Source organism: Luteolibacter sp. Y139, from assembly GCF_038066715.1.
Lineage (GTDB): Bacteria > Verrucomicrobiota > Verrucomicrobiia > Verrucomicrobiales > Akkermansiaceae > Haloferula > Haloferula soli.
The window spans coordinates 116,276-142,421 of record NZ_JBBUKT010000008.1; the positions used below are offsets into that span (position 1 = coordinate 116,276).

Annotated in this window: 25 protein-coding genes; 15 read left to right on the forward strand and 10 right to left on the reverse strand. The window is 62.9% G+C overall.

The features are described from left to right. The first annotated feature begins 52 nt into the window (after positions 1-52). A complete protein-coding gene (locus WKV53_RS19165; protein ID WP_341406400.1) occupies positions 53-1,921 on the forward strand; it encodes a GNAT family N-acetyltransferase in 1,869 nt (622 codons plus the stop codon). Then, entirely contained in the window at positions 1,918-2,850 is a 933-nt protein-coding gene (locus WKV53_RS19170) for a histone deacetylase family protein (RefSeq protein WP_341406401.1), read from the forward strand. Before WKV53_RS19165 ends, WKV53_RS19170 begins: the two co-directional genes overlap by 4 nt. Here the strand turns inward: WKV53_RS19170 and WKV53_RS19175 are convergent, their stop codons facing one another. From WKV53_RS19175 to WKV53_RS19190, 4 genes are all read right to left on the reverse strand, one after another. Continuing rightward, on the reverse strand, positions 2,851-3,456 hold the full coding sequence (locus tag WKV53_RS19175) for an acyloxyacyl hydrolase (RefSeq protein ID WP_341406402.1): 606 nt from the start codon (positions 3,454-3,456) through the stop codon (positions 2,851-2,853). It abuts the gene before it with no gap. Between the two features lie 13 nt (positions 3,457-3,469). Continuing rightward, positions 3,470-3,985 (reverse strand): YbjN domain-containing protein, encoded by a 516-nt coding sequence (locus tag WKV53_RS19180; protein ID WP_341406403.1) that lies wholly within the window; start codon positions 3,983-3,985, stop codon positions 3,470-3,472. After that, positions 3,986-4,480: a hypothetical protein gene (locus WKV53_RS19185; RefSeq protein WP_341406404.1), complete on the reverse strand. Its 495-nt coding sequence runs from the start codon at positions 4,478-4,480 to the stop codon at positions 3,986-3,988. It lies immediately after the preceding gene. 66 nt (positions 4,481-4,546) lie between these two features. Further along, positions 4,547-4,900, reverse strand: coding sequence for an MmcQ/YjbR family DNA-binding protein (locus tag WKV53_RS19190; protein ID WP_341406405.1), 354 nt, complete (start codon positions 4,898-4,900; stop codon positions 4,547-4,549). 78 nt (positions 4,901-4,978) lie between these two features. Between WKV53_RS19190 and WKV53_RS19195 the strand changes: the two genes are divergently transcribed. Next, positions 4,979-5,302 (forward strand): hypothetical protein, encoded by a 324-nt coding sequence (locus WKV53_RS19195; protein WP_341406406.1) that lies wholly within the window; start codon positions 4,979-4,981, stop codon positions 5,300-5,302. An 11-nt stretch (positions 5,303-5,313) separates the two neighbouring features. Here the strand turns inward: WKV53_RS19195 and WKV53_RS19200 are convergent, their stop codons facing one another. Beyond that, positions 5,314-7,392, reverse strand: a complete 2,079-nt coding sequence (locus tag WKV53_RS19200; RefSeq protein WP_341406407.1) for a S8 family serine peptidase — start codon at positions 7,390-7,392, stop codon at positions 5,314-5,316. A 150-nt stretch (positions 7,393-7,542) separates the two neighbouring features. Here WKV53_RS19200 and WKV53_RS19205 point away from each other — a divergent pair, with 150 nt between their 5' ends. From WKV53_RS19205 to chrA, 11 genes are all read left to right on the forward strand, one after another. After that, on the forward strand, positions 7,543-8,622 hold the full coding sequence (locus WKV53_RS19205) for an amidohydrolase family protein (protein WP_341406408.1): 1,080 nt from the start codon (positions 7,543-7,545) through the stop codon (positions 8,620-8,622). Then, the gene (locus WKV53_RS19210) at positions 8,619-9,008 is read left to right on the forward strand and encodes a Rieske (2Fe-2S) protein (protein ID WP_341406409.1); all 390 of its coding nucleotides are present in this window, start codon (positions 8,619-8,621) and stop codon (positions 9,006-9,008) included. The genes WKV53_RS19205 and WKV53_RS19210 overlap by 4 nt, the downstream gene beginning before the upstream one ends. Positions 9,009-9,169: 161 nt before the next feature. Then, on the forward strand, positions 9,170-9,883 hold the full coding sequence (locus tag WKV53_RS19215; RefSeq protein ID WP_341406410.1) for a hypothetical protein: 714 nt from the start codon (positions 9,170-9,172) through the stop codon (positions 9,881-9,883). Between the two features lie 53 nt (positions 9,884-9,936). After that, a complete protein-coding gene (locus WKV53_RS19220; protein WP_341406411.1) occupies positions 9,937-10,725 on the forward strand; it encodes an ABC transporter ATP-binding protein in 789 nt (262 codons plus the stop codon). A gap of 19 nt (positions 10,726-10,744) precedes the next feature. Then, entirely contained in the window at positions 10,745-11,113 is a 369-nt protein-coding gene (locus WKV53_RS19225; RefSeq protein WP_341406412.1) for a hypothetical protein, read from the forward strand. A gap of 142 nt (positions 11,114-11,255) precedes the next feature. Beyond that, a complete protein-coding gene (locus WKV53_RS19230) occupies positions 11,256-12,482 on the forward strand; it encodes a TolC family protein (protein WP_341406413.1) in 1,227 nt (408 codons plus the stop codon). Positions 12,483-12,496: 14 nt separating this feature from the next. After that, positions 12,497-13,675, forward strand: a complete 1,179-nt coding sequence (locus WKV53_RS19235) for an efflux RND transporter periplasmic adaptor subunit (RefSeq protein ID WP_341406414.1) — start codon at positions 12,497-12,499, stop codon at positions 13,673-13,675. 3 nt (positions 13,676-13,678) lie between these two features. After that, entirely contained in the window at positions 13,679-16,849 is a 3,171-nt protein-coding gene (locus WKV53_RS19240; RefSeq protein ID WP_341406415.1) for an efflux RND transporter permease subunit, read from the forward strand. Between the two features lie 78 nt (positions 16,850-16,927). Beyond that, positions 16,928-17,428, forward strand: coding sequence for a hypothetical protein (locus WKV53_RS19245; RefSeq protein ID WP_341406416.1), 501 nt, complete (start codon positions 16,928-16,930; stop codon positions 17,426-17,428). Between the two features lie 124 nt (positions 17,429-17,552). Further along, positions 17,553-19,508, forward strand: a complete 1,956-nt coding sequence (locus WKV53_RS19250) for a heavy metal translocating P-type ATPase (protein WP_341406417.1) — start codon at positions 17,553-17,555, stop codon at positions 19,506-19,508. A gap of 119 nt (positions 19,509-19,627) precedes the next feature. Continuing rightward, the gene (gene chrA / locus WKV53_RS19255) at positions 19,628-20,923 is read left to right on the forward strand and encodes a chromate efflux transporter (protein WP_341406418.1); all 1,296 of its coding nucleotides are present in this window, start codon (positions 19,628-19,630) and stop codon (positions 20,921-20,923) included. Between the two features lie 120 nt (positions 20,924-21,043). On the opposite strand, the gene WKV53_RS19260 is transcribed toward chrA, so the two are convergent. The 4 genes from WKV53_RS19260 to WKV53_RS19275 all read right to left on the reverse strand — a co-directional run bounded on the left by WKV53_RS19260 (position 21,044) and on the right by WKV53_RS19275 (position 23,170). Further along, positions 21,044-21,544 carry a single-stranded DNA-binding protein gene (locus WKV53_RS19260; RefSeq protein WP_341406419.1) on the reverse strand — a complete coding sequence of 167 codons (501 nt, stop codon included), beginning with the start codon at positions 21,542-21,544 and terminating at the stop codon, positions 21,044-21,046. A gap of 74 nt (positions 21,545-21,618) precedes the next feature. Continuing rightward, positions 21,619-21,906 (reverse strand): 30S ribosomal protein S6, encoded by a 288-nt coding sequence (rpsF, locus tag WKV53_RS19265; protein WP_341406420.1) that lies wholly within the window; start codon positions 21,904-21,906, stop codon positions 21,619-21,621. A 15-nt stretch (positions 21,907-21,921) separates the two neighbouring features. Next, complete coding sequence (gene pth / locus WKV53_RS19270; RefSeq protein ID WP_341406421.1) at positions 21,922-22,509, reverse strand: aminoacyl-tRNA hydrolase; 588 nt, start codon at positions 22,507-22,509, stop codon at positions 21,922-21,924. A 70-nt stretch (positions 22,510-22,579) separates the two neighbouring features. Beyond that, positions 22,580-23,170, reverse strand: a complete 591-nt coding sequence (locus WKV53_RS19275; protein WP_341406422.1) for a 50S ribosomal protein L25 — start codon at positions 23,168-23,170, stop codon at positions 22,580-22,582. Positions 23,171-23,543: 373 nt separating this feature from the next. Between WKV53_RS19275 and WKV53_RS19280 the strand changes: the two genes are divergently transcribed. After that, on the forward strand, positions 23,544-24,836 hold the full coding sequence (locus tag WKV53_RS19280) for a reverse transcriptase family protein (RefSeq protein ID WP_341406423.1): 1,293 nt from the start codon (positions 23,544-23,546) through the stop codon (positions 24,834-24,836). A gap of 24 nt (positions 24,837-24,860) precedes the next feature. Here the strand turns inward: WKV53_RS19280 and WKV53_RS19285 are convergent, their stop codons facing one another. Continuing rightward, on the reverse strand, positions 24,861-26,144 hold the full coding sequence (locus WKV53_RS19285; RefSeq protein WP_341406424.1) for a sensor histidine kinase: 1,284 nt from the start codon (positions 26,142-26,144) through the stop codon (positions 24,861-24,863). Positions 26,145-26,146: the final 2 nt, after the last annotated feature.

Genomic DNA, 26,146 nt, shown 5'->3' on the forward strand with positions numbered 1-26,146 from the left:
GATTTCCTTGGGAAATTTTCGCCATGGGCGGGCGGCGTGTTAGCATCGCAACGTGAAGCCGCTCGATGAACGCGATTGGCCGCGCCTGCCGCGTCCGGGCAGCCGCGTGTTCATCGGTGGCGGGGCGGCGGTGCCGCAGGCGCTTGTGGCTTCGATGCTTGCGCATGCGGAGCGCTTCGTGGACCTCGAGATCGTGCACATTCACGGACTCGGTCCCACACCGTGGATCGAGCCGCGCTACGAGCAGGTGATCCGCACGAACTCATTTTTCCTGACGCCCGCGCTGCGCGAGGCGGTGGAGCGTGGCCAGGCGGACTACACGCCCTGTGCGATGTCGGAAGTTCCGGCGCTTTTCCAAACCGGTCGCATGCCGATCGATGTCGCGCTGGTCCAAGTGACGCCTCCGGACGAAAGGGGGCTGTGCTCGCTGGGCGTGAGCGTGGACGTGACCCGCTCCGCGGTGAAGAGCGCCCGCCTCGTGATTGCGCAGGTGAATCCGAAGATGCCGCGGACCGGCGGAGATAGCCTGATCCCGGTCAAGGACATCGACTTCTTTCTCAAGCATGCCGCGCCCTTGCCGGAAGCAGAGGTCGCGAAGATCGATGAGCGTCAGGAACGAATCGGGTGCTATGCGGCACAGTTGATCGACGATGGTGCGACGCTTCAGGTTGGGCTTGGCAATACGCCTGAGGCGGTGGTGCGTGCGCTCACCAAGCACCGGCAGCTTGGCATTCACTCCGGGATGTTCAATGACGCGCTGATGGACTTGGTCCGCTGCGGCGCGGCGGACAATTCGCGGAAGAGCTACAAGCCGGGCAAGATCATCGCCAGCCGTGTGCTGGGCGGTCGCAAGCTGTATCGCTTCGTCGACGGGCATCCCGATCTCGAATTGCATCCGAGTGACTGGGTGAATGATCCGCACCGCATCGCGCGGAATGACCGCATGGTTGCGATCAATGGTGCTCGTGAAATCGACCTGACCGGGCAGGTGGTTCGGGATTCGAGCGGGCACCGTTTTTATGGCGGCATCGGTGCCTTGCAGGATTTCATCCGCGGCGCGGGGCGGAGCAAAGGAGGTAGGCCGATCATTGTGCTCACGTCGCTGACGGATGATGGCAAGGCTTCGCGCATCGTCACGGGATTGCAGCCGGGAAGCGGTGTTTGCACGGGACGGGGTGACGTTCATCACGTGGTCACCGAGTACGGCATCGCCAGCATTTACGGCAATAGCATCCGGGAGCGGGTGGCGAGGCTGGTGGAGATCGCGCATCCCGATCACCGCGAGTCATTGCTGGAAGGTGCGCGCACGCGGGGATGGCTGCCGAAGTTCTTCACCATGCCCGGCGGGGCCCGGGGCGAGGTGGAGAGCGAGTGGGTCACCTTTTCCGGAGCACGCTTTCGGCTGCGTCCGCTTCATCCCAGCGACATGCATGCGCTGCAGTCGTTCTTTTACTCGCACGATGAGGAGACGGTGCGGCTGCGCTACGGCTATCAGCGTGGCCGCATGACCGGCGAGTCCGCCTACAAGCTGGCCGCGGTGGATCAGGCGAAGGATCACGCGCTGGGCTTGTTTGCCGAACAAGGTGGCCGCGAGGAGCTGCGGGCGGTGGGGCGCTTCTATCTCGATCCCTCGGGCAACACGGCGGAGGTGGCTTTCGTGGTTCACGAAAGCACACGGCGTGTGGGGATGGCGGGGTTCCTGTTAGGCGAACTGGCGCAGGTCGCGAAGAAGCGCGGTATCAAGGAATTCTGGGCCAGCGTGCTGGCGGAGAATCACGGGATGGCGGCGCTTTTCGTTCGTGCCGGTGGTGTCTCCGACGGGCTTGGCGAGGACTGTGAATTTCGTCTGCCGGTTTCCCGCATCCTGCGCTGGCGGGACGGCTATCTGGCGGGCAAGACTATCTTCCGCGAGACGAGATGAAACCGATCGGAGTTCACTACGATTCCTGTTACGAGCGGCACGATACCGGTCCCGGTCATCCCGAGTCCGCAGCGCGGTATCGCGTTCTGCGCGAGAAGCTGGAGGATTTGCCTGAGGATATCGTGCGTCTGCCCGGTCGCAGGGCGACGGTGGCCGAGGTCTTGCCCGCCCATGAAGCCTACTATCACGACCTCGTCTATCGCGACGTGATTTCCTGCGCCGATCAGCTGCGCACGGGCGACACGGCGATCTGTGAGGACAGCTACGATGTCGCGCTCGAAGCGACCGGTGCGGTGATCGAGGCGGTGGATGTAGTGATGCGCGGTGAGGTATCGAGGGCTTTCTGTGCGGTCCGTCCGCCGGGCCATCACGCCACTGCCTCGCGAGGCATGGGCTTTTGCGTCTTCAATCACGTGGCCATTGCTGCGAATCATTTGCGCCGGGTTCATGGCCTGAAGCGCATCGCCATCGTGGATTGGGACGTCCATCACGGGAATGGCACCGAGGCGATCTTCGAGGCCGATCCCGGCGTCTTCTACGTGTCGCTCCATGAGGGAAACATTTATCCCTACACCGGGCGTGCTGGCGACCGCGGTTGCGGACCGGGGGAAGGATTCACGCTCAATCTGCCCTTGCCGCATGGTTCCGACGGCAGCGTGGCTCTCGCGGCGTGGGATGCGCATGCGGCACCTGCGCTTGATGCCTTTCAGCCGGAATTTGTTCTAGTGTCGGCAGGCTTCGATGCGCGGAAGGACGATCCTCTCGGCGGCCTGCGGTGGGACGATGAGACCTTCGCTGGATTCACCCGGCGCGTCGTTTCGCTGGCGGAGGCGCATGCACAGGGGCGCGTGGTTTCATCGTTGGAAGGCGGCTACCATCCTCCGGGACTTGCCTCAGCGGCAGTGGCCCATGTCATGGCGCTGCGCTGATCAGAACTGCCAGCCGAGACCGATGGTGAAACCGAACGCGTCGATGCCGGGGTTCGGATCGGTTTGGCCGCCATTCGAGTGGTGGATGAAGTAGGCTCCGCCCAGCACCGAAAGATTCTTTGCAATCTCCTGGCGTACGCCGAGCTGGGAGAACCAGTTCAAGGTGAAGTCCTGGCCCTGGCCTTCGGGGTCGCGGGTGGAGTTCGTCCAGCCCAGGCCGCCGCCGATCGAGAAGAAGAGCGAGGTCTTCTGGTTCGCGAACCAATACTCGATCGAAGGCGCGCCATTGACGCCGAAGTAGTAGTCTTCCGGTCCCTCGACGATCGATTCCGTCAGCAGCGAGAAACGGCTGCGGACGATGAGCCGCGCACCGCTTTCATCTTCCCACCAATTCAGGACTACCGGACTGCGGAGGGTGAACTGGGTGGGTGCGATCTCATAGTCGATGGCGGTGTTGTTGCCGATGTTCCAAAGATAGCCGGATTCGAGCGTGAGTTCCCATGCCTCCGCCGGGTGTTTAGCGGCGGGGAGCTGGCAAAAGGCGAGGTCACTTGAACCGGCGAAAGCGGGGACGGTGAGCAGGGCGAGGGCGGAAAAGGTTTTCATGGGCTTTGAATTCTCAGATGTAGTCCTCTTCGTCTCCGGGCACGGGCGGGATGAAGTCGTCACGTTGAAGCAAGCGCTTGATGTCGAGATCATCCAACAGGTCTTCCGGGGTGCGGACCACCGTCATCGCATAGGGAGCGATGCGATCCATTTCCGCCACCGCGCAGTGGACCATGGAGGAAACGATGTCGGCATCGTAGCGTTCCTTGTCGAAGAGATTGGTGATGCGGAAGACGAGGCGATCGCGGTCGAGGTCATATTCGAAACCGCCGAGATTAAGCGTCTTGTTGGCGCGAGCCAGCAGTTCCAGCACATAGGGCCGGTGCTCGTCATCGAGCGGCAGCGGCATTTCGCCGATGACCGCGAGCGCGTTCATCGGCGGATAGGCCTGGACGGTCATCTCGATGCGCGTGTGGTGGCCGGAGAAGACCGAGCGCAGCACGTCGCGGCCTTCGACCAGTTCGGCGTGCCAACCGTTGGCACCAAAGGCTTCTTCGACGGTGAGGATCTGGCGGGATGGCGGACGCATTTAGTGAGGAGATGGTGAATCGGAGATGGAAGCAACAGGGCTCGCGGGAAGCCGGCCTTGAATCGCCTTGGCGAGCAAGCTGCGGCCGTCCTTGGAGATCGGCGAGAGCGAGAGGTGGATGCCGGCGGTCTTCTCCGCGGAAAAGTGAAGCGTCAACCGCGAGTCATTGATGTCCGCGGCGGCGATCTGCGCCCATGGGATGACCTGCATGTTCGAGGCGGGACGGAAGAACGGGAAAATCTCGACGCCGATTGGGCTGAGCAGCACGTAGGCGTGCTTGGCGCAGTGGACGGCGAGCCAGACGAGCAGGAGCGCGATGCCGATAGGGACGAGGCCCCAGGCAGGGTGGGGGAGTTCCGGAGTATCGGCGCGGTAGGGGGCGACGAGGAAGAACACGAGGCCGGCCATGACGCAGGCGGCAGCGGCGATCCCGAAGACCACGGCCTGCCCGGCGCGGGTGAAGCGCAGTTCCTTCTGGGGCTCGGCGACGGACATGCGGGGAGGGTGGAGTGCCGGGCGTGACGTGCCAAGTGCCAAGGAAGATTGAGGGGAAACCCCTTCCTAACCATTGAGTTCGGCGCGCCGTGCCCTCGGCAACCCGGCGACGACGAGGTCGTAGGAGTGGTCGATCAATTCGCGGACGAGGGTGGATGGGAGCGAGCCATCCAGCACCACGGTGTTCCAGTGGCGCTTGTTCATGTGGTAGCCGGGCAGGATGGCGGAGTACTCGTCGCGCAGCAGCAAGGCGCGCTCGGGATCGCACTTGAGATTGATGCGGGACGGGAAGTCTTCCGGGACCGCGAGGCCGAACATCTTCCCCGCGACCTTGTAGACGAGGACGTCCGGGCCGAAGGGCGTGGTTTCCTCGGAGCCGGGCTTGGACAGGAAGTGTTCGATCGCGTCGGGCAAATCCATGTCCGGAAATTGATGGCCAAGTGCCGGGACGTCGAGATCGGGATTGGCGGAGCCGGGTGACTTTGCTTTTTTCGGACGATGGAGGACGACCAGGAATGGAACTTTCCCGAACCCGGTGATCGCCAGGTGGTGCCGCCGGAGCAGCAGGATCGCTTCCGCCGCTTGCTCACCGAAGTCGTGTTCAGTTCGCTCGGGGCGGCTGTTTTCGGGCTGGCGTCGGCATTGATCCGTCCGCCGGTGAGGATTTCAACGTCGTGGGCGAAGGTTCCACCGCCGCCCCAGTGGGAGATAGTGCTTTATGAATGGCTGCCTCTGGCCTTGTTCGGGATCGCCTTCGTTTGCCTGGTCTGGCTGGTGACCGTGCTGATGCGGATAGGGGAGCTCAAGAAGGAGAGGAGCTGAATGCTCCACGCTCAAGGAGCGGCGGAAACCACCTGCAAGCGGTAAAAGCGCCGCGGCGTGGAAGGGGCTGAAACAGCGTCGGCGAACACATGAGAGCTGCCATCTCCTGTGATCACGCTGCCGAAGGCGTTCCACGGGCCGGAGGACGGATTGTTCGACCACTCCATTTGATAGGTTCGTCCGGCGACGGTGGGAAAGGAGATGGAGACGCCGGAGGCATTCGAGTTGAAGCTGGTGAAGGCGAACTTGCTGGCACCATTGAGAGGCGCGGTGCCGGCGAGAAACTCGTCGGCATTGGTGATGCCATCGCCATCGGGATCGGCCGTCGCGGTGTAGGCAAGGGTGCCGAGTTGCTCGGTCTCCCACCAGTCGGGCAACGAGTCGTTGTCAGTATCGATCATCTTGAGCAGGTCGAGCCTGCCGCCGGAGAGGACCTTTCCTGACAGTGAGGAAACCGCGGTGGTATGGTTGACGATCCGCGAGATCCGCTGGGCCATGGTTTCCGAAGGGAAATTCATCGCGGCGAAAGCGACGGCACCGGTCACATGGGGCGTCGCCATCGAAGTGCCATCCAGATACTGATAGGCGTTCGCGAAATCGACGAAACGCGTGAAGGTGGCCGAGACCGGCAGGGCCAAGGCGGCGATGGACTGGCCATCGGCCTGGGAAATGCGGATGGCGGGGATCAAATTGCTGCCCTCGCCGAGTGTCCAGCCGCCGGTGGAAGTACTGGTGTTATCGTAGATGATGGCCGCAACCGCGCCGGCAGCCATCGCATTGGTGACCTTTTGGGCGAAGGTGAGCGTGCCACGCTGGATGAGAGCGATGTTTCCCGAGACCGCGGAAGGGAATTGGCCGGTCTGGCCGATGCCGCAGTTGTAGATCGATTTCGTGAGGCCGGAGGAACCGGTCGTTCCCGAATACTCGATGTAGCTCGCCGAGTAGTTGGTGCTGCCGATTTTCAAGGCGGTCTGCGACACGTAGGGGAGCGGCAGGGTCGAATAGATCTCGCTGCCGGGCGCGGCGAGATCGACGGTGGTCGCACCATAGTTCGAGTAGCTGGCGAGCTGGTTCGTGGGAGTGAGTGCGGCGACGGAAATGATGTTGGAGACGGCGTAGTTGGCCGGATAGCTGGCGGTGGTGTCGTTGTTCGCGGCGGAGTTTCCGGCCGCGGCGCAGAGGACGATGCCTGCATCGCGCAAGGCCTGGATGGCGGCCAGCTCGGTAGAGGAAGAAGAGCTGCCGCCGAAGGAGGCATTGATTGCGACGATGTTCACCCCGCGCGCCTTCATGCTCACCGCATAGTCGAAGGCGGAGAGAACAGCCGATGATGTGATCGATTCGCCGTTGCTGGATACCTTCAGTGGCAGCAGTTTCGCATGGAATTGCAGGCCGGTGATGCCGAGGCCGTTTCCGCCGGTGGCGGCGATGGTGCCGGCGACGTGGGTCCCGTGCTCGCCGGAGTCGGACATGGAGCCGGTATTGGCGGTAAAGTCGAAGCCATGGACGTCGTCGATGCGGCCGTTGCCGTCGTCGTCGATGCCATTGCCGGCGATCTCGCCGGGATTGGTCCACAGATTTCCGGAGAGGTCGGGATGGGTGAGATCAAGGCCGGTGTCGGCGACGGCCACGACGACTTCCGGCCCGTTTTGTCGGGCAAGCGCCCAGGCCTCGGAGAAGCGTGTATCGGCCCCGGCGGTGGCGACGACACCATTAACGGTTTGGCCGGTATTATGAAGGCCCCAGAGCTTGGTGAAATCGGGATCGCCGCTTGCTGCCGCCGAGACGTGGCGAATGTAGTTCGGCTCCACGGTTTCCACGGTGGGGTCGGCCTTGAGTTCGGCGATGAGCTTGGCGGTGCCGCGATTCTTCTCACGGACCAAGGTGGAAACCTTGCCGCGTTGGCGTGAAATGCGGTCGAAGCGCTGCGCGACTGCCAGCGAGCGGCGGGCCAGTGCGGCATCTGCGCCGGTGTTGTCGACGGTGGGCTTGAAGGTGACCAGCACCTCGCCCTCGACATAGGCGTCCTCCGCCATGGCAAAGCCCGTGGCGATGGCAAGCACAGCCAGGATGCGGGGAAGAAAAGGCACGATGGGTAACAAACCACGGTTTCCCGATTTCGCGACGGTGATTCCTGAAGCAAGTGGATTCATGGCTAGGGCCGGTATCCGTAATCTTTCACACGGATCGTGAAGCGACGGTTAAGACGCGATGGCTTTTCTTCGGAACAAATCCGTGCAATGGATCAGTCCATGGAGGGCGAGAGCAAGGTGAAGGGGCAGTGGTCGCTGATTGACTGCGATGTGCACTGTACACCGCTTTATCCGGACGAAATTGTCTCCAGGTTACCGGCTTATTTTCGCACCCAGGGGCTGGTGCTGCCGGGCGGGCCGGGATTGCCGCATCCGACCGGCGTCCGGCGTGTCGATGCGCGCGGGCCGCAGGGCGAACCAGCGGGTTCGCTGCCGGAGAAGATGCGGGAGCAATTGCTGGATGCCTACGGCGTGGACTTCGCGGTGCTGATCGAGGCGAAGCTGCTGACGGTGGGTGTCCATCCCGACACCCACTTTGGCAACGAGATCGCACGCGCTCACAATGACTGGCTGCGGGAAAAATGGCTGCCTGCGGATCCCCGCTTTCTCGGCAGCATGCTGATCAACCTGCTCGACCCAACCGCCGCCGCTGCCGAAATCCGGCGGGTCGCCGGATCGGAGCGGATCGTGCAAGTCGTGATGACCAGCGCGACGCGCATCCCGCTCGGCGATCGCATTTACTGGCCGATCTATGAGGCGGCCTGCGAGGCAGGGCTGCCGGTGGCCGTCCACCCCGGTGCCGAGGGGAAAGGAGTCGCCGGGCAATTCAGCGCCGGCTTTCCCGCAAGCTATCTGGAGTGGCACACGAATCTGTCCCAGAACTTCATGGCCCAGCTCACAAGCTTGCTGTGCCGTGGCGCGATGAGCCAATTTCCCGAGCTGCGCTTCGTGATGGTCGAGGGCGGCTTCGGCTGGGTGCCGCATCTGCTGTGGCGGCTGGACAAGAATTGGAAGGGCTTGCGTTCTACCGTGCCATGGCTGGACCGTCCACCGAGCGAATACGTGCTGGAGCGGGTGCGCTTCACCAGCCAGCCGGTGGAGGAGCCGCCGTCGAATGACCAGCTGTTAGAACTGCTGCACATGATGCAGGCGGAGCGGACGCTGATGTTTTCGAGCGACTATCCGCATTGGGACAATGACTCGCCGCTGCGGGCGTTTCCCCGCTTGCCGGAGGAAATGAAGGAGCGGATTTTCTGGAAGAACGCGGCAGAGCTCTACCGGCTGTGAGAGAGAAGCGAACCATCCCTGTCTGCCCTGCGGCGGAGCTGCCGCCGGGGTCGCGGAAGATCATCGATGCCGGTGACGGCCGCTCGATCGGCGTCTTCAATGTGCACGGGAACTACTATGCCCTTCGTAATTTGTGCCCGCACGCCGGAGCGGAGCTGTGCCAGGGCATCGTGACGGGAATGAATGAGCCATCCGCCGTGGGCGAATTCCGGTGGACGAGGGAAGGGGAGATCCTGCGTTGTCCGTGGCACGGCTGGGAGTTCGATATCCTGACCGGCCGTTCGGTGTTTTGTCCGGAGAAGGTTCGCGTGGCGACCTACGAGGCCGGGGTGGAGACCTACGAGACGGGCGTGGACGAGGCGGGGGTGGTGGTCGTGCGGGTTTGAGGATCCTGGTGCGTAATTTGCGAAAATGCGAAGACTAAACCCCCGTGAATACGTAGGTTTTTTGAAATCCAGGGTCTCACGCGATTACGTAATGGGAAACTAGTTAAGAATCCCGAATAGTGGCCATGTCGAACGCAATCACCCTTCACCCCGTTCCTCCCATGACCGCTCAAGACAAGATCCAACAACTCGCGATGGCCGCTCTCCGCTCCGCTCCGTCGCCAGCAGGCGCTCCGAAGCCGTCCACGTTCATGGCGGATCCGGAAAAGCTGCGTGCCATTCCGACGGCTGCTCCGATCGAGCCGACTGCGAAAGCTGAGCCAGCCGCTCCCGTCACTCCTTCGATGCCGGTGACCGAGGCAGGCCTCCAACCGGAAGCCAAGCCCTTCAAGGATGAAGGTTGCCCGGAACTCCGCGCGATGATCGAGGAGCGCGACGCGACTAAGGAGAAGTCACACAAGCGCAAAAGCCTGGCCGTCACCTGCTCTCTTCTCGCCATGCTGGCCGCCTTGGGTGGTTGGTTCGCGGTGAGCCCCTCGGCCCAGGCCAAGGTCGCCAAGATCGTCCCTCTGATGAAGGCGTCGGTGCAAGACGTGAAGTCGCTGGCGAACACCAAGAAGAATTTCGACAAGCAGCTCGAGAAGATCGGCAATCATGGCAACCAGATCGCCGACGCGACCCGCGCGATGGGCGTCGACCCGGACTCGGTGCCCAAGGGCAATGGCGAAGAGATCGACGGTGCCATGAAGAGCATGAGCGGCGGTCAACGGACCACCACCGAGCGCAACAAGGACGTGCAGGACAAGCTCGGCTTCGTTGGCAAGCTGCTTGGAAACAAGACGCCGGGTGCCGAGGCACAGCCTGAGGCGAAGTAATCCGCCGCGGAAAAAGCTGGCCATGCTGCCAGCGTCGCGGCGGCATCAGGCGCGTGGAGCACGAGCCCTTTCTGGAAATTCGCGATGCGACCGTGTGGCGTGGGGAAACCCGCGCCCTTCGCGATTTCTCACTGACCCTTCGCCACGGTGAGAGCGTGGCCATCCTCGGCCCGAATGGTGCCGGCAAGAGCACGCTGCTCAAGCTGCTGACCGGCGAGGTCCGGCCGGAGGCAAATCCGGAAACCGTCTGCCGTCTTTTCGGCGAGGAGCTCTGGTCACTTGAGGAGCTGCGGCACCGGATCGGAGTGGTGATGCCGGAGGATATCGCCCGCTTCGAACGGGAGGAGGTGGCGCGGGATGTGGTGCTTTCGTCGCTGCGGGGTGCCTTCGGGCGCACGCGCGACATGCGATTCTCTGCCAAGGAGCGCGCCGCGGCGGATGCGGCGATGAGCCGGCTCGGCGTGGTTCATCTGGCGGAGCGTGAATTTGGAACCCTCTCGTCCGGGGAGCGCCGGCGCTTCCTGATCGCGCGGGCGCTGGTTCACGATCCCGAGGTGCTGGTGCTGGACGAACCGTCCACTGCGCTCGATTTCAGCGCCTCGATGGGGCTGACCGCGGTCATGCGAGAGTTGCTCGGCCAGGGTCATACGCTGGTGCTGGTCACGCATCACCCGGGGGAGATTCCACCGGAAATCGACCGGGTGATCTTGTTGGAAAAGGGTGCCGTGCGGGTCGATGCGCCGAAGCGCAAGGCTTTGAAGAATGAGCTCTTGAGCGCGCTATTCGGACTGCGGCTGCGGGTAACCTGGAGCCGGGGTTGGTGCGAGGTGCGGCCGGGGTAGCTGAGAAAATCGGCTTGCCGTGATCTATAATCGGGGCTTTCTGGTGAGCGTGCGCAGCGTGTTTGCATGGCTCATGGTGTTCGGCGTGATCGCCGGGCTGTGTGCCCGTGTGCTCGATTTGGATCATGTGCATCCGAAGGGCGTGCAGACCGAGTGCTGCGGACATGACCACGATGCGGGGGATGATGATCATCACTCGTCCGACTGTCCTCCGGGACCGCACAGCCATCACACCCATGCCTGCTGCCATCCGGCACCGCTGGCGGGAGTGGAGCTGTTAGCACAGCGTCAGGTGTCGCTCGACGCGCAGTGGCTTGGTGTGTCGTGGGCCTCGGCCCGGCCGCCGGATGAGCCCGTGTTTGCCCTGGATAAGCCTCCTTTGATCTGAGCGTCCCTTCTTGATGCTCCATCGTGCCCGCGTGGCGCGATGTCTTCCGCCTCGTGACCCCTTTGTCCGGCGGATCTCCTGTTAGGAAAATCACCAGGTCCGTGCCCCGCCGTCAGTGGGGCGACCTCTACCTTTTTCATTCATGCATTCATTTTTCCCAAGTGCCATCTTGGCACTCCTCATCACGGCTTCCGCGGTCCGGGCGGAGCCGGGGGTGGTGGTCTCTCTCGCCAGTGTCGGCGACCGGGTCCGCGCCCAGAATCCCGACCTTGCCGCCGCCCGCCTGCGCATCCGCGAGGCGCTCGGCCGCATGAACCAGTCCGGCCGCTTGGCCAATCCCGAGATCGAAACCGAAATCAGTCACGACCCGCGTTATCGCGAGCGGAAGCTCGAGATCGGTTTCAACCAGCGCTTCCCGCTCACCAACCGGTTGCGGCTTGAAAAGGACGTCACGCTTGCCGAGTACAAGTCCTCGGAAGCGGAGGTCCGCGAAGTCGAGCGCCAGATCATCGCCGAGGCCCGTGAGGGCGTGGTGAATGTGCTGGCGATCCGCAGTCGCCGCGAGCTGCTGAACCAGCAGTCAGCTCTATCGAAGGAGTTCGCGGACTTCCTGTCCGCTGTCGCCGACAAAGGCGAGGGTTCCAGGCTCGATGCCGGTCAGGCGAAGCTCGAGGCCGCCAGTCTGGCCTTGGAAATGCGCCAGCTGGATGCCTCCGAAACCGCCGCTGTGGGCACGCTCAAGCCGCTGCTCGGCATGATGCCGGCGGAGACGCTGATGGTCAGTGGCACCTTGCCCGTGCCTGCCCTTCCGACGGCTGCCGTCGATCATGTCCGCCGTCCCGACTATCAGGCCGCCGTATTGCAAGCGGATGCCGCGGCGAAAGGCGTGGCACTCGAACAGGCCAAGCGCTACGATGATGTCGAAGCTGGCATCTTCGCCGGTGCCGAGAAGACGGAGGATGCTCCGGAAGGCTACGACAAGGAGGCGCTGGTCGGCGTGCGCTTCAAGTTCCCGCTGCCCTTGTGGAACAAGAACGAGGGTGCGATCCAAGAGGCCCAGGCCCTCAAGGAGCGCAAGGACAAGGAGGCTAGTGCCCTGGCCCGCTCCATTCATCTGGAAGCGGAAGCAGCGCGAGCCGAGATGGAGCAGTGGCAGAAGCTGCTCGCCGAGACCGGTGAGACCTTGCTGCCGCTCGCCGAAGAGCAGGCAAAGGCCGCGGAGGACGCCTACCGCAAGGGTCAGGGCGAACTCCAAACCGTGTTCCGCATGCGCGAGAAGCGCGTCCAACTGCTGGCCGCGCGGCTTGATGCGCTGCGCCAGTTTCACCTCGCCCGCGTGCGCTACGAGAGCGCCTTGGCAAAACCGTGACCTCCTTCCTATTCATGAAATTTCGACGCCAAATTTTGGCCGCTATTGGCACCGCGGCATTCTCATTCATTCCGCCCGCACTTTTCGCGGCGGCCACCTCCAGCAACACCATCGTCCTCGATGAGACCGGGGTGAAGAACCTCCGCATCGAAACGGTCGTCGCTGAAGAGACGACCTTCGAGGAATCCGTCTTCTCCCTGGGGCGCATCGAATCGATCCCGAGCCGTGCCTCTGCCGTGAGCAGCAGGATCTCCGGCCGCATCGTCGAGCTCGGTGTCTCTCCCGGCGATACCGTCCAGGCGAATCAAGTGGTCGCGAAGGTGGAAAGCCGTCAACCCGGCGACCCGCCACCGGTCATCGATATCCGTGCTTCCGCCGGCGGCATTGTGATGAGCAGCGCTGCTCGCCTTGGCGAGCCTGCCGAGCCGGACAAGGCGCTGTTAGAAATCATCGATCTCAGCGAGGTGTATGCGATTGCCCGTGTCCCGGAGCATCAGGCTGGCACCATGAAGGCGGGGACCAAGGCACACATCCGCGTCGCGGCGGTGCCCGGGGGCGACTTCGACGGTGAACTGCTCCGCTTCGGCAATTCAGCCGATCGCGAGAGCGGAACCATCGATGCGATCTTCCGCCTGCCGAATACCGGCGGCCTGTTGCGTCCCGGCATGCGTGCCGAGTTCTCGATCGTCATCAGCAAGCGGGAGAACGTGCTCAGCGTGCCGCGTGCCGCGCTCCAAGGCGAGGCGAGCAAGCGCTATGTCTACGTGAAGGACTTCGATCTCGAACACGCCTTCATCAAGACACCGGTCGAGGTCGGGGAAATGAATGACCGCGCGGTGGAAATCGTCAGTGGGATCTTGCCCGCGGATGAAGTCGTGACGCGTGGTGCCTATTCGCTGTCCTTCGCCGGTGGTGGCAGCATCTCGCTGAAGGAAGCGCTCGATGCCGCCCACGGCCACGAGCACGCGGAAGACGGTAGCGAACTGACACCGGAGAAGCGGGCGGAGATGGCCGCGAAGAAGCGGGCTGCCGCAGGCCTGCCGCCTGAGAATGCGGGTGGCGGCAATGCCAACCCCGTCTGGATGTACATCAGCATCGTCCTCTTCGTGCTGCTGCTCGCCTCGCTCTTCACCAGGAAGCGTGGCACCGCGCCAGAGGAAGAAGAAGTCACCCCAACCCCCGAGGCCCACTGAATCATGCTCAATAAACTGATTCACTGGTCGCTCGCAAACCGGGCGATCGTCATCGGCCTTGCACTGATCCTGATGGTGATGGGTTTCCGCACCTCGACCGAACTTCCGGTGGAGGTGCTGCCTGACCTTTCGAAGCCGACCGTCATCATCCTCACGGAATCGGCGGGTCTCTCGCCGGAGGAAGTGGAGATGCGCGTCACGCAGCCGATCGAAAGCGCACTGATGGGCGTGGCGGGGCTCACCCGCTTGCGCACGAACTCCGATGTCTCGCTCTCGCTGGTCTATGCCGAGTTCGGCTGGAACACCGACATCTACAAGGCCCGCACCATGGTGCAGGAGCGCTTGCAGGGCGTGAGCGAACAGCTGCCGGATGGCGTGCAGCCCTTCATGACGCCGGTCGCGTCGCTGATGGGAGAGATCCTGCTGGTAGGTGTTAGATCCAAGATAAAGGAAGGCGAACCCGGCTACATGTCGCCCAGCGACGTCCGCTCGTTGGCCGACTGGACGATCAAGCGCCGGCTCCAGAGCGTCTCCGGCATTGCCGAGATCCTCAACATGGGCGGCGGGGTCAAGCAGATCGAGATCCAGCCGGATCCCTATCGCATGCAGGCGAATGGCGTGAGCTTCGAGGAGCTCGAGAAGGCCGCGCAGGAGTCCGCTACCACGACCACTGGCGGCTTCATCAATACCGGCACTACCGAGATCATGGTGCGGAATCTCGCGATGAGCGTGCAGCTCGGCGATATTTCCAGTACCGTCATCAAGACGGTCAACGACCGCCCGATCTCCATCAGCGATGTCGCCAATGTGGTCTGGGGAATCGAGCCGATGCGCGGAGACGCCACCGTCAGCCAGAGTCCTGAAAAGACGCCGACCTACGGGGTCATCATGTCGATCACCAAGGCTCCCGGCTTCGATACCCGGGCGCTGACCAAGGAGATCAATGATGCCCTTGAAGGCTTGAAGGCATCCTATCCGTCAGGGATCGAGACCACGCTGCTATTCCAGCAGAAGGACTTCATCGATCACGCCATCGGCAACCTCACCGAGGCGATCCGCGATGGTGCGATCATGGTGACCATCGTGATCTTCATCTTCCTGCTGAATTTCCGCACCACCTTCATCACGCTACTGGCGATGCCGCTGTCCTTCGGCATCACGGTGCTGATCTTCAAGTGGGCGGGGATCAGTGTGAACTCGATGACCCTCGGCGGCCTCGCCGTAGCCATCGGGATGGTGGTGGACGATGCGATCGTGGACGTGGAGAACGTCTTCCGGCGACTCAGGGAGAACGCTGCCCTCGCCACGCCTCATCCACGTCTGGCGGTCATTGCCAGGGCCTCGGGCGAGGTGCGGAATTCGATCCTCTACGCCACCGTCCTGATCATCCTGGTGTTCCTTCCGCTGCTGGGGTTGACCGGTGTGGAAGGCAAGCTCTTCGCTCCCATCGCGATCGCCACGATCATCTCGATGATCGCGTCTTTCATCGTCTCGCTCACGGCGATTCCGGTGTTGTGTTCCTTCCTGCTGAATCCGAAGGCGGGCCATGAGCACAAGGACGGCATCGTGACCCGTGCGATGAAGTGGGTGCTGGAGCATGTGTGGCTCCGCTTCAGCCTGAACCAGCCATTGCTGATGTTCGCCATCGTGGCGGTCATCGTCGCGGTGGCGTTTTCGCTCTATCCGAAGATGGGGAAGGACTTCCTGCCGAAGTTCAAGGAGGAGACCGCCTTGGTCGCCGTTACCAGTGCCCCCGGCACCTCGTTGGAGGAGATGAACAAGATCTCGGACATGATCGAGCAGCAGATCCTCTCGGTTCCTGAGGTCCGGAAGGTCGGCCGCAGGCTCGGCCGGGCGGAACGTGGTGACCACGTGGTGCCGGTTTCCACTGCCGAGTTCGATGTCGATTTCCGCGAGCCGGAAGGGGAGCAGAAGGGCACGGGTCGTGACCGGAATGTGATCCTCGAAGATATCACCAAGAAGATCAGGACGGTGCCCGGTGTCTTCGCTGTCGTCGGTGGGCCGCTTGCCGACCGTATCGGGCACATGCTCAGCGGCGTCTCGGCTCCGGTGGCGGTGAAGATCTTCGGGCCCGATCTCGAAGAACTCCGCAAGATCGGCGTTGAGATCCAATCGATCTGCAAAACCATCCCGGGCTTCGAGGATTGCAAGCTCGACCAGACGTCCTCAATCCCACAGCTCCGGATTGAAGCAGACCGCGATCGCGCGCGTGCCTACGGTGTCGCTCCCGGCCATCTCAACGAGCAACTCTCGGCGCTCGTCGGAGGGAAGGAGGTTGCCGAACTTCGCGATGGCCAGCGCGCGGTGAACCTCGTCACCCGCCTGCCATTGGAATGGCGCGACTCGCCTAACAAGATCGCGCAGATCCCGATCGAAACCGGCGACGGGCATCGTGTCCCGCTTTCACTGGTGGCGGACGTCAGGGAAGCGAAGGGCCCGAACGTGATCTTCCGCGAGGATAGCCAGCGGCGCTTCGCCCTGGCCATCAAGCCGACGGTGCGTGATGTCTCAAACCTGGTCGTGAAGCTTCAGGAAGAGGTGAAGGCCAAGGTGAAGTTGCCCGAAGGCTACTTCGTGAAGTTCGAGGGCGAGTTCCAGGCGCAGCAGGATGCCACGCAAAGGATCGCGATCTTCACTGCGGTGATCCTGCTGGTGATCGGGTTCCTTCTCTACGGCTACTTCAGGACGCCATTCTTCGCGCTCCAAGTGCTCTGCGATATCCCGCTGGCGATGGTCGGCGGGCTCATCCTGACCTACTTCATGCTGAACAATATCAGCATCGCCACCTTGGTCGGCTTCATCGCCGTGGCAGGCGTGGCCGCGCGAAATAGCATCATGCTGATCAGCCACTACCTGCACCTGATGCAGCATGAGGGGGAAAAGTTCTCCAAGAAGATGGTCATCCGCGGAACCAAGGAACGGCTCGTTCCCGTGCTGATGACCGCGCTTGCCGCTGGCATCGGCCTAATCCCGCTGGTGATGGCTGCGGATCAACCCGGCAAGGAGATCCTTCACCCGGTGGCTGTCGTGATCGTGGGTGGCTTGGTCACCAGCACCCTGCTGGGGCTCGGCGTCACGCCCGCGGTCTTCTTCACCTTCGGCCGCAGGGCCGCCGCCAAATCCATCGAACTCGAATCCGCTGCATCTCACTGAATGAACCAAGCGGCTGCCCGTCTCACTGGGAACGGGCGCCACTACCAACCTAACGACAACCGACTACCAAGAATAACCATGAAAACGAACATCAGCATCCTCCTCGCCGTCTTCGGCCTTGCCTTCTCACCTGCTCTCCGTGCTGCCGATGAGCACGAGCACAAGGACGGCGACAAAGCCGAGCACGCGCACGAACACGCCAAGAAAGAAGCCGGACCGAATGGGGGCCGGATCGTGACCGCCACCGATCCGCACTTTGAGTTCTTCGTGACGCCCGAGCGGAAGGTGAAGATCACCTTCCTGGGTGAAGACGGCAAGGCGGTCGCCTTGAAGGAGCAGACCGCGACCGCCATCGGCGGCGAACGTGCAAAGCCCACCAAGCTGGCCTTTGCCAAGGATGGCGAATCATTGCTATCCGACAAGTCGCTGCCGGAAGGCAACGAGATGCCCATCGTCCTTCAGGTGAAGATCTCCAAGGAGGCAAAAACGGTCACCGAGAAGTTCAATGTGAATCTCGCCAAGTGTCCGACCTGCGAGCATGCGGAGTATGCCTGCACGTGTGCGCACGGCGGCGAATAAGGTCCCGATCACGGGCATTGAGTAGCTACTGGCTCCTTCCCGATGCAAGGCACGGGAAGGAGCTCTCGTTGCCTGTCGGACATTCTTTGCTGGCCAATCATCCTAACACGCCAACCTTCTGGTCATGAGTTGCGCACCATCCCGGGACAACCACGGATCCTGCTGCGAGCATGGTCATGACGACTCTCCTCTGCCGCGCACGTTCCTGGTCGCGGCTTCCGGCGTGCTGACGGGTGCCGGCCTTTTGCTCCAATGGTTTCATGCGGGGCCGGAGTGGCTGAAGACCGCTGCTTTCGCACTCGCCACGATCGCCGGGGGATTGCTCGTCTTTCCCGCTGCGTGGAAGGCCCTGTTAGGCCGCCGTCTCGACATGAACGTCTTGATGGCCGTGGCGGTCATTGGGGCCTGGGTCATCGGCGAGCATGGTGAAGCCGCCGCAGTGGTGTTCCTGTTCTCCCTGTCGGAGCTGCTGGAGTCATGGGCCGGCACGCGCGCACGTCGTGCTGTTGCCGCTTTGTTGGATTTGTCGCCGCCCACGGCCGTCGTTGTTGGAGACGATGGTTCGGAACGTGAGGTCAAAGTCGCGGAAGTGGAGAAGGGCTCAAAAGTCCGGGTCCGCAGCGGCAGTCGTATCCCGCTCGATGGCGAGGTGATTTCCGGTAGCTCCTCGGTCAATCAAGCGCCCATCACCGGTGAGTCCGTGCCGGTGGACAAGGCGCCCGGCGATCCGGTCTTCGCCGGAACCGTCAATGGCGAGGGCTCGCTGGAAGTCTGCGTCACCAAGGCCGCCAGTGAATCCACCCTGGCGCGTATCATCCAGCTCGTGGGCGAGGCAGAGGAACACAAGCCACCGACGCAGCGCTGGGTCGATCGCTTCGCCACGATCTACACGCCGGCGGTGTTTGTGATGGCACTGCTCGTGGCGATCATCCCGCCGCTACTGATGGGGCAGCCGTGGAGTGCCTGGGTCTATCGGTCGCTGGTGCTGCTCGTCATCGCTTGTCCCTGTGCACTGGTGATTGCGACACCGGTGAGCATCGTTTCGGGGCTTACGGCGTTGGCACGTCGGGGTGTGCTGGTGAAGGGTGGCGTGTATCTTGAGGAAGTCGGCAAGCTTCGCGCGCTGGCCGTGGATAAAACCGGCACCATCACCCGCGGCAAGCCGGAGGTGGTCGGCGTCTCGCCTGTCGCCGGCCTTTCCGAGGAAGAGATCCTGCGCCGTGCTGCTGCCATCAACAGTCACTCCGGCCATCCGCTCGCTGCCGCCATTGTTGAAGCAGCGCGTGCCCGTGCTCTCGCCTTCGATCCGGCGCCCGATTACGTTTCGGTCACTGGCCAAGGAGCACGCGCCACCATTGATGGCCATCCCCATTTCATCGGAAATCATCGCATGGCCCACGAGGCCGGTATCTGCACGCCGGAAGTGGAGCAATTGCTCGCAGGCATCGAGTCGAAAGGGCAATCGCTCGCGGTCCTCGGACACGCGCCCCATGAGGGTTGCAAGGGTGAGATCCTCGGAGTCATTGCCATCGCCGACACGCTTCGCCAGGAAGTCGCCGAGGCACTGAAGGCCATCCATGCCGCCGGCATTTCGAAGGTGGTCATGCTCAGTGGTGACAATCAGCGCACCGCTTCCGCGATCGCCCGGCAGGCTGGCATTGACGAAGCCATCGGCGACCTGATGCCGGATCAGAAGGTCGAGCACGTGCGCAGGCTCGTGGCCGAGCACAAGCATGTCGGCATGATCGGCGATGGAGTGAACGATGCACCTGCGCTTGCGGTGGCCAGCGTCGGCTTCGCGATGGGTGCGATCGGCAGCGACACCGCCATCGAGACTGCGGACATCGCCCTGATGAAGGACGATCTGACGAAGGTGGCCGAGGCTGTCCGAACCGGTCGCCGGGCGGTGGGAATCATCCGCTTCAACGTCATTTTCGCCCTGGTGGTGAAGGCGGTCTTTCTCGTGCTTGCCTTCATGGGCATCGCTGGCCTGTGGCTGGCCATCCTGGCTGATACCGGGGCGACGCTGTTGGTGATTGTGAATGCCTTGAGGCTGCTCAACGGGTCAAAGGAGCGGTGATGATCCTTCCGGATCCGTGAAGTAAGGGCGTGCGTGTTTCGATTTCGCCACCGATCATGGCGCGCATGCCGGATCGACTGCCATCGTCATGACGGCGATTGAAGCGAGCACGCGCGACGATGACTCCACCTCCCGTTCCCACCTTTGCCGAAGCGCTGCGCTTCTGGATCAAGCTCGGCTGGATCAGCTTCGGCGGCCCGGCGGGGCAGATGGCGATCATGCACAAGGAGCTGGTCGAAAAGCGCCGCTGGCTCAGTGAGGATCATTTCCTCCATGCTCTGAATTTTTGCATGCTGTTGCCGGGGCCGGAGGCGCAGCAGCTCGCGACTTACCTCGGCTGGCGCTTGCATGGGGCGCGCGGTGGGATCGCGGCGGGAGCGCTGTTTGTGATTCCGTCGGTCTTCATCCTGTTCCTGCTGAGCTGGCTCTACATGGCGGGAGGTGAGGTGAAGTGGATCCAAGGCATCTTCTACGGGCTGATGCCGGCGGTCATCGCCATCGTGGTGTCGGCAGTGAAGCGGATTGGCTCGAAGGCGCTGAAGACCGCCGCGCTGTGGGCAGTGGCGTTGCTCGCGTTCGTCGCCATCTTCTTCTTCAAGGTGAACTTCGTTGCGATCATCCTCTGCGCGGCCTTGGCCGGGTGGATCGGTGGAAAGCATTTCCCCAAGCAGTTCCCGGCGGGGAAGGGGCATGGCAAGTCCGACGTGGGTGAAGCGCCCTTTGTGGAACTTCCGCCATCGCCACCGGCGAGCTGGGGACGGACGTTCGCGGTGTTGGCGATCTGCCTCACGCTGTGGTGGCTGCCAGTGCTGGCCTGCGGGCTTCTATTAGGTTGGCAGGGGATTCATTTCCAGCAGGGGCTGTTCTTCAGCAAGGCGGCTCTGGTGACGATTGGCGGTGCGTATGCGGTGTTGCCGTATGTCTCGCAGATGGCGGTGGAGCACTACGGCTGGCTGGGCCAGCGGCAGATGATGGCGGGCCTTGGCCTGGCAGAGACGACGCCGGGGCCGCTGATCATGGTGCTGCAATTCGTCGGGTTCGTTGCCGCCTGGCAACATCCGGGCGAGCTATCGCCGCTTCATGCGGCGATGCTTGGCGCGGGGATCACGACGTGGGTGACGTTCTTGCCGTGCTTCATGTTCGTGTTCCTCGGCGCACCGCATGTGGAGGGACTGCGCGAGCGGAAGGTGGTGGCGACCATGCTCACCGCGGTGACTGCCGCGGTGGTGGGGGTGATCCTCAATCTCGCCATCTGGTTCGCCTTGCACGCGCTGGTTCCAGCGGAGGGGAAGTTCGACGTCTTCGTCGCGTTGGCGGCCGTTGGCACTTGGGTGGCGATGGAGCGGTTCAGGATCGGCGTGATTCCGGTGCTCGGGGTTTGCGCGGCCTTGGGCGTGGTGGTGAAGATGCTCTGAGGCGTCGCGTTGCGACGAAGAGCCCAGAGCCCAGAACCCAGGCCGTTGGAGCGATGAACCCTACACGAAAAAGGCCGGGCATTGCTGCCCGGCCTTTTTCAGATAGATCAGATCAGACGATCAGAAGGGAATGTCGTCTTCCTCGTCGTGGTACTCGCCGGAACCGGCTGGTGAGCCGCCTTGCGGCGGACCGGAGGATTGGCGAGGCTGTGAGTAGCCGCCGCCATTGCCGTCTCCATTGCCGGGACGCGGGCCACTGCCACCGCCGCTACCACCTGCACCTTGCTTGCCATCCGGCAGGAACTGCAGGACTTCGGCGACGACCTTGAGCTTGCTGCGCTTCTGGCCGGACTGCTTGTCCTCCCAGGTATCCATCTGCAAGCGGCCTTCGACGAAGACGCCGCGGCCCTTGGTGAGGAACTTCTGGGCGTTCTCCGCATTGGTGCCCCACACGGTGATGTCCACGAAGGTGGTCTCGTCGGACCAGTTGCCATTGCCATCCGAAACGCGGCGGTTCACGGCCAGGCCGAGATCACCGACAGCGGTTCCTTTGGGAGTGTAACGGACTTCAGGATCACGGGTGAGGTTCCCGATCAACATCACTTTATTGAGATTGGCCATGGCAGGGAAAAGTCAGGCTAGTTAGGGCAAAGGAAAAGAAGTGAGCTGTTCGTGAGAACAGCTCAAGCGAAATCTCAGGCGACGCGCGAGAAGTGCTGCAGGTGAACGTTCGTGTTCAGGCGAAGCTTGGCCTGGATACGGGTGATCGTTTCCGGCTCGGCCTTGAAGGAGTAGGTCACGTAGTGGCCGCTTTCCAAGTGCTTCGAAGCATAGGAGAACTTGCGGCGACCGAGTTGCGAGACGTCGGCGACCTTGGCACCTTCGGATTCGATTTCCTTGCTGACGGTGGCGACGAGGTCTTCAAGGGTGCCTTCGATCGACTTGGTGTTGAGGACGACGAGTCCTTCGTACTTGCGGCTCATGTGCGGACGTTTTGGTTAGATGGTTCCGTTATTACTATTGTAAAAACTGGCGGCGGCCGGGAGGCCTTGGGAGAGCGCAAGCTGCACAGCTGCAACGGCCCTTGCAAGTGTGTTTTCAAGCAGGTCACGCTCCTCTTCGCGGAAGGTTCCAAGCACGTGGCCGGTCATGTTTCCGGGCTCCGAGGCGCCGATGCCGACCTTGAGACGGGGGAAGGCGTCGCTGCCCAGGTGCTCGATCATGGACTTGATGCCATTGTGCCCGCCGGCGCTGCCTTTTTCGCGGAAGCGCAGCTTGCCGAGGGGGAGTGAGACATCGTCATAGACCACCAGGATCTGCTCCGGCGTCCACTTGTGGAATGCGGCGATCTGGCGGAGCGGGCGGCCGCTGAGATTCATGAAGCACTGGGGCTTCACGAGTAGAATCCCGGAGCCGGGGAGCTTGGCGATGTGGGATTGCCACTTCGGCTTCGACTCGAAGGGCGCGCCGGCGAGCAGCGCGAGGCGATCCAGCACCATGAACCCGGCATTGTGGCGGGTGTTCTCATACTGCCGGCCGGGATTGCCGAGGCCGACGACGAGGGGGATGGAGGCTTCGGTTTCCAAGAGAACAGGTCCGGGTGCGAAAAAGCCCGGGCCGCTCGTGCGGACCGGGCTTTCAAGAAGGAATGGCCGATCAGGCAGTCGCGGCAGCGGCTTCCGAGACAGCGGCGGCGCTCTTCGCCACGTGGGCGATGACGACGTCGGCAGCGTGGGTCGCGGCAACACCGGCAGGAAGCTTCACGTCGCCGATGTGCAGCGAGTCGCCTTCGTTCAGGTGGGTCACGTCGAACTCGAGGATTTCCGGAAGCACGGAGGCGACGCAGCGCACTTCGAGGGTGTGGCCGAGCTGCTCCAGCAGGCCACCGGCCTTCACGCCAGCAGGCTCACCGGTAAGGTGCACTGGGATGTGGGCGGTGATTTCCGAGTTCTCGTCGACGGAAAGGAAGTCGATGTGCAGCGGCTTGCCCGAAAGCGGGTCGTGCTGGACGGACTGGAGGAAGGCGAGCTGATTGGCACCGCCGAGGTCCAGATTGATGAGAATGTTTTCCGAGGTGGCGTGGGCCAGCATCTCGCCGAAGGCCTTGGCGTCGACCTTCAGGTTCTTGTTTTCGGTGCCACGTCCGTAGATAACGGAAGGGACCCAGCCCTCGCGGCGCAATTGTTTGAGGACACCGGAACCGGAGCGTGCGCGCGGTTCGGCTTTGAGGACGTGCTTCTTGGCCATGACGAAATGGGCGTGAGGATTCAGGATCCCGCCGCGCGGTTTTCGCGGCCGGGGGCGGGGTCTGTAGCGGCAGGCTTTGGGTTTGTCAAAATATTGTTCAGTGCGGTTTTCCGGGAAATCCACCGGGACGAGCAGGCTTTGACGGGACGGGCGTCGGCAGCCTAGGTTAGCAGCCGGATTGCGGGGAGGCCCGTGCGCCAAGCTGGCCGTGTGAAGAAACGCACCCGGCCTCTCCGGGGCTACCCCGGGGGATTGAATTACCAAGGCATTCCGAGGCGAGGGCCTGATCACGCTGCCGCGTGAGACTGCCCGCGCCAGACCGGACGCGTTGGCGGGCGGTGCCTCCCCGCATCCATCCGCGTTTCGTTTCAAAATGCCCTCCCGAGCCCATCACATCCGACTCCTCGCCGCCGCGCTGACGGCCGGGCCGCTGGATGATCCGGCGGCGATGGTGGCGCGGGCGGAGCCGCTGGTCGGGGATTTGCGAAAGGCGCGCTGGCTGGCTACACTGGTGGAAAAGCTGAGCCGGGAATTTGGCGCGCAACCGCGGCCGACCGTGCGGGAGGTGGCGGAGCGGATTGCCGCCCATCCGCCGTTTCTAAAAGCGTGGATCGCGGGGCAGGGGAGGATCCTGCCGGCATTCGTGGAGCTGGGCATGGCTCCCGCGGAGGGAGCGCCGCGGTCGTGGCCGGTGCCGCCCATTGCCACGCTGGGTGAGCTGTCGGGGGAGCTGGGACTGCATTCCGACGACCTCGGCTGGCTGACCGCCTACGGCACGGCGGAGCACTACCGCCACTGCTGGCATGAGAAGAAAAGCGGCGGGCTCCGGCTGATCGAAATGCCGAAGGCGCTGCTGAAGCATGCCCAGCGGCAGGTGCTGCGGAGGATCCTCGATTCGATCCCTCCGCACGAAGCGGCGAAGGGATTCAGGAAAGGAAGCTCGGTCCGCGATTTTGTGGCACCGCACGCCGGCAAGCACGTCTTGGTTCGCTTCGATCTTGAGGACTTCTTTCCCTCCATCACCGCGATGCGTGTGCTGCGGGTGCTTCTAACAGCCGGCTATCCCGAGCCGGTAGCCCGCGCGTTGACTCGCTTGGCCATTCATGCGGCTCCTGCGGCGGTCTTGGCGGAAAAGTCGCTGCCATGGGCGGCGAGGAGACGACTGGCAACGCCACACCTCCCCCAAGGCGCGCCGACCTCGCCTGCCTTGGCGAACCTCTGCGCATTCCGGCTCGATTGCCGTCTGGCCGGTCTCGCGAAGGCGGCAGGAGCGAACTACACGCGTTACGCCGATGACCTGCTGTTCTCCGGCGGCGAGGATTTCGCGCGGCAAGTGAAGCGCTTCGTCGTCATCGCGGGTGCGGTGATCTTGGAAGAGGGTTTCCATCCGAATCATCGCAAGACCCGTGTGATGCGACAGGGGCAGAAGCAGCACGCTGCTGGCATCGTCTTGAACGAGCGGCCGAACCTCGACCGCCGCGAATTCGACCGGCTTAAGGCGATCCTGACAAACTGCGTGCGCCACGGTCCGCAGTCACAGAATCGCGAAGGCCATGCGGACTTCGCGGCGCACCTGTTAGGCAAGCTCTCGTGGGTCGGTTTCCTTCATCCCGCGAAGGAGAAGACGCTGCGCGAGATCTACGAGAGGATTGCCTGGAGCGAGTAAGGAGCGTCTACGGAACGTTGCCCCTTATCCCTCCGTCTTCTGGAGCTCCGGCAGCGAGTTCGCTTCGGCCTCAGCGAGGAGCCGAGCCTCGGCATCGCGGGGGACTTCCATGGTGAAGCGTGTTTCCTGACCCGGCGTGGAGCTCACGCGGATGCTTCCGCCGTGCGCTTCGACCGCCCGTTTCACGATCGAGAGTCCCAGGCCGGTGCCCTTGATCTCTTCCTGCGAGTGATGCTTTTCCACCCGGTAGAAGCGCCGGAAGATGTGCGGCAGGTCGGCGCTGGGAATGCCCACGCCATCATCCGCCACCCAGATCTGGGTCGATTCATCGGTGCAGCTGCAACCGACCGTCACCGTGAGGCCGGCGCGCGGGTTCTGCTTCAGCGCGTTCTCGACCAGATTGAAAAGCACCTGCGTCCAGTAGAAGCGGTCACCGGCCAAGCTCAGGTCGATGTCCGGCATGTCGATCTTGATCGTCGCCTGCTGGTTATGGATCACCGACTCGAGGCGCTCTAACACATCGCTGACGCAGGAGCGGATGCGGAAAGGTTTCACCTTCAGCGCCGCGGCTTCGCCGGACTCGAGGCGGGAAATGACCAGCATGTCCTCCACGATGCGCGAAATGCGCTCGGTGTGCTTGCGCATCACCTTGAGGAAGCGGCGGGTCAGTTCCTTGTCGTCGAGAAGATCGTCGTCGATGAGGTTCTCCAGATAGCCATTGATGATGGCCAGCGGCGTGCGGAGCTCGTGGGAAGCATTCGCCACGAAGTCCTTCCGGATCTGCTCGGTTTGATACTCGTTGGTCACGTCACGGATCACAACTCGGGTGGTGGGGTCGTCCGCCGGACTGTCGGAAAGCCGGGCGGCGTCGATGACCCAGGCGTTCATCCCGCGGCGTTCCTGATCGCCGAGCGGGGAGGATTGTTGTGGTACGATGGCGCGCGTCACGGTCGGCTCGCCGGTTTCCAGGCAGCGCATCAGTGCGGCCGCCAGACGCTGGTCCAGGAAGGCCTCCTGCACCGTGCGGCCGGTGAGATCCCGGCCGCGGAAGAGGGTGCGCGCCGCCTTGTTGGCGAAGAGCACCCGGGAATTCGCATCCACTAGCATGAAGGCATCGCCGAGCGCGTCCAGCAGTTGGTCGCGTTCCCGTTTCGCCTGACGCAAGTCGAGGTCCAGCTTCATTTTCCATGCCGAGACTTCCTCGTTGAATTCCTTTTTCGCTCGTCGCAGGCGGAGCGCTGTCATGCCCAGTGCCGCAAGGGCGGCCAGTGCGGCAGCGGTGGAGAAGGTAGTAAATGGCTCGGGCATCC

Excerpts from the sequence above, each read along its gene's own strand:
- WKV53_RS19170 (WP_341406401.1), top strand. The coding sequence starts at position 1,918 with ATGAAACCGATCGGAGTTCACTACGATTCCTGTTACGAGCGGCACGAT.
- WKV53_RS19175 (WP_341406402.1), bottom strand. The coding sequence starts at position 3,456 with ATGAAAACCTTTTCCGCCCTCGCCCTGCTCACCGTCCCCGCTTTCGCC.
- WKV53_RS19180 (WP_341406403.1), bottom strand. The coding sequence starts at position 3,985 with ATGCGTCCGCCATCCCGCCAGATCCTCACCGTCGAAGAAGCCTTTGGT.
- WKV53_RS19185 (WP_341406404.1), bottom strand. The coding sequence starts at position 4,480 with ATGTCCGTCGCCGAGCCCCAGAAGGAACTGCGCTTCACCCGCGCCGGG.
- WKV53_RS19190 (WP_341406405.1), bottom strand. The coding sequence starts at position 4,900 with ATGGATTTGCCCGACGCGATCGAACACTTCCTGTCCAAGCCCGGCTCC.
- WKV53_RS19195 (WP_341406406.1), top strand. The coding sequence starts at position 4,979 with ATGGAGGACGACCAGGAATGGAACTTTCCCGAACCCGGTGATCGCCAG.
- WKV53_RS19205 (WP_341406408.1), top strand. The coding sequence starts at position 7,543 with ATGGATCAGTCCATGGAGGGCGAGAGCAAGGTGAAGGGGCAGTGGTCG.
- WKV53_RS19215 (WP_341406410.1), top strand. The coding sequence starts at position 9,170 with ATGACCGCTCAAGACAAGATCCAACAACTCGCGATGGCCGCTCTCCGC.
- WKV53_RS19230 (WP_341406413.1), top strand. The coding sequence starts at position 11,256 with ATGCATTCATTTTTCCCAAGTGCCATCTTGGCACTCCTCATCACGGCT.
- WKV53_RS19235 (WP_341406414.1), top strand. The coding sequence starts at position 12,497 with ATGAAATTTCGACGCCAAATTTTGGCCGCTATTGGCACCGCGGCATTC.
- WKV53_RS19240 (WP_341406415.1), top strand. The coding sequence starts at position 13,679 with ATGCTCAATAAACTGATTCACTGGTCGCTCGCAAACCGGGCGATCGTC.
- WKV53_RS19245 (WP_341406416.1), top strand. The coding sequence starts at position 16,928 with ATGAAAACGAACATCAGCATCCTCCTCGCCGTCTTCGGCCTTGCCTTC.
- WKV53_RS19250 (WP_341406417.1), top strand. The coding sequence starts at position 17,553 with ATGAGTTGCGCACCATCCCGGGACAACCACGGATCCTGCTGCGAGCAT.
- chrA (WP_341406418.1), top strand. The coding sequence starts at position 19,628 with ATGACTCCACCTCCCGTTCCCACCTTTGCCGAAGCGCTGCGCTTCTGG.
- WKV53_RS19260 (WP_341406419.1), bottom strand. The coding sequence starts at position 21,544 with ATGGCCAATCTCAATAAAGTGATGTTGATCGGGAACCTCACCCGTGAT.
- rpsF (WP_341406420.1), bottom strand. The coding sequence starts at position 21,906 with ATGAGCCGCAAGTACGAAGGACTCGTCGTCCTCAACACCAAGTCGATC.
- WKV53_RS19275 (WP_341406422.1), bottom strand. The coding sequence starts at position 23,170 with ATGGCCAAGAAGCACGTCCTCAAAGCCGAACCGCGCGCACGCTCCGGT.
- WKV53_RS19280 (WP_341406423.1), top strand. The coding sequence starts at position 23,544 with ATGCCCTCCCGAGCCCATCACATCCGACTCCTCGCCGCCGCGCTGACG.
- WKV53_RS19285 (WP_341406424.1), bottom strand. The coding sequence starts at position 26,144 with ATGCCCGAGCCATTTACTACCTTCTCCACCGCTGCCGCACTGGCCGCC.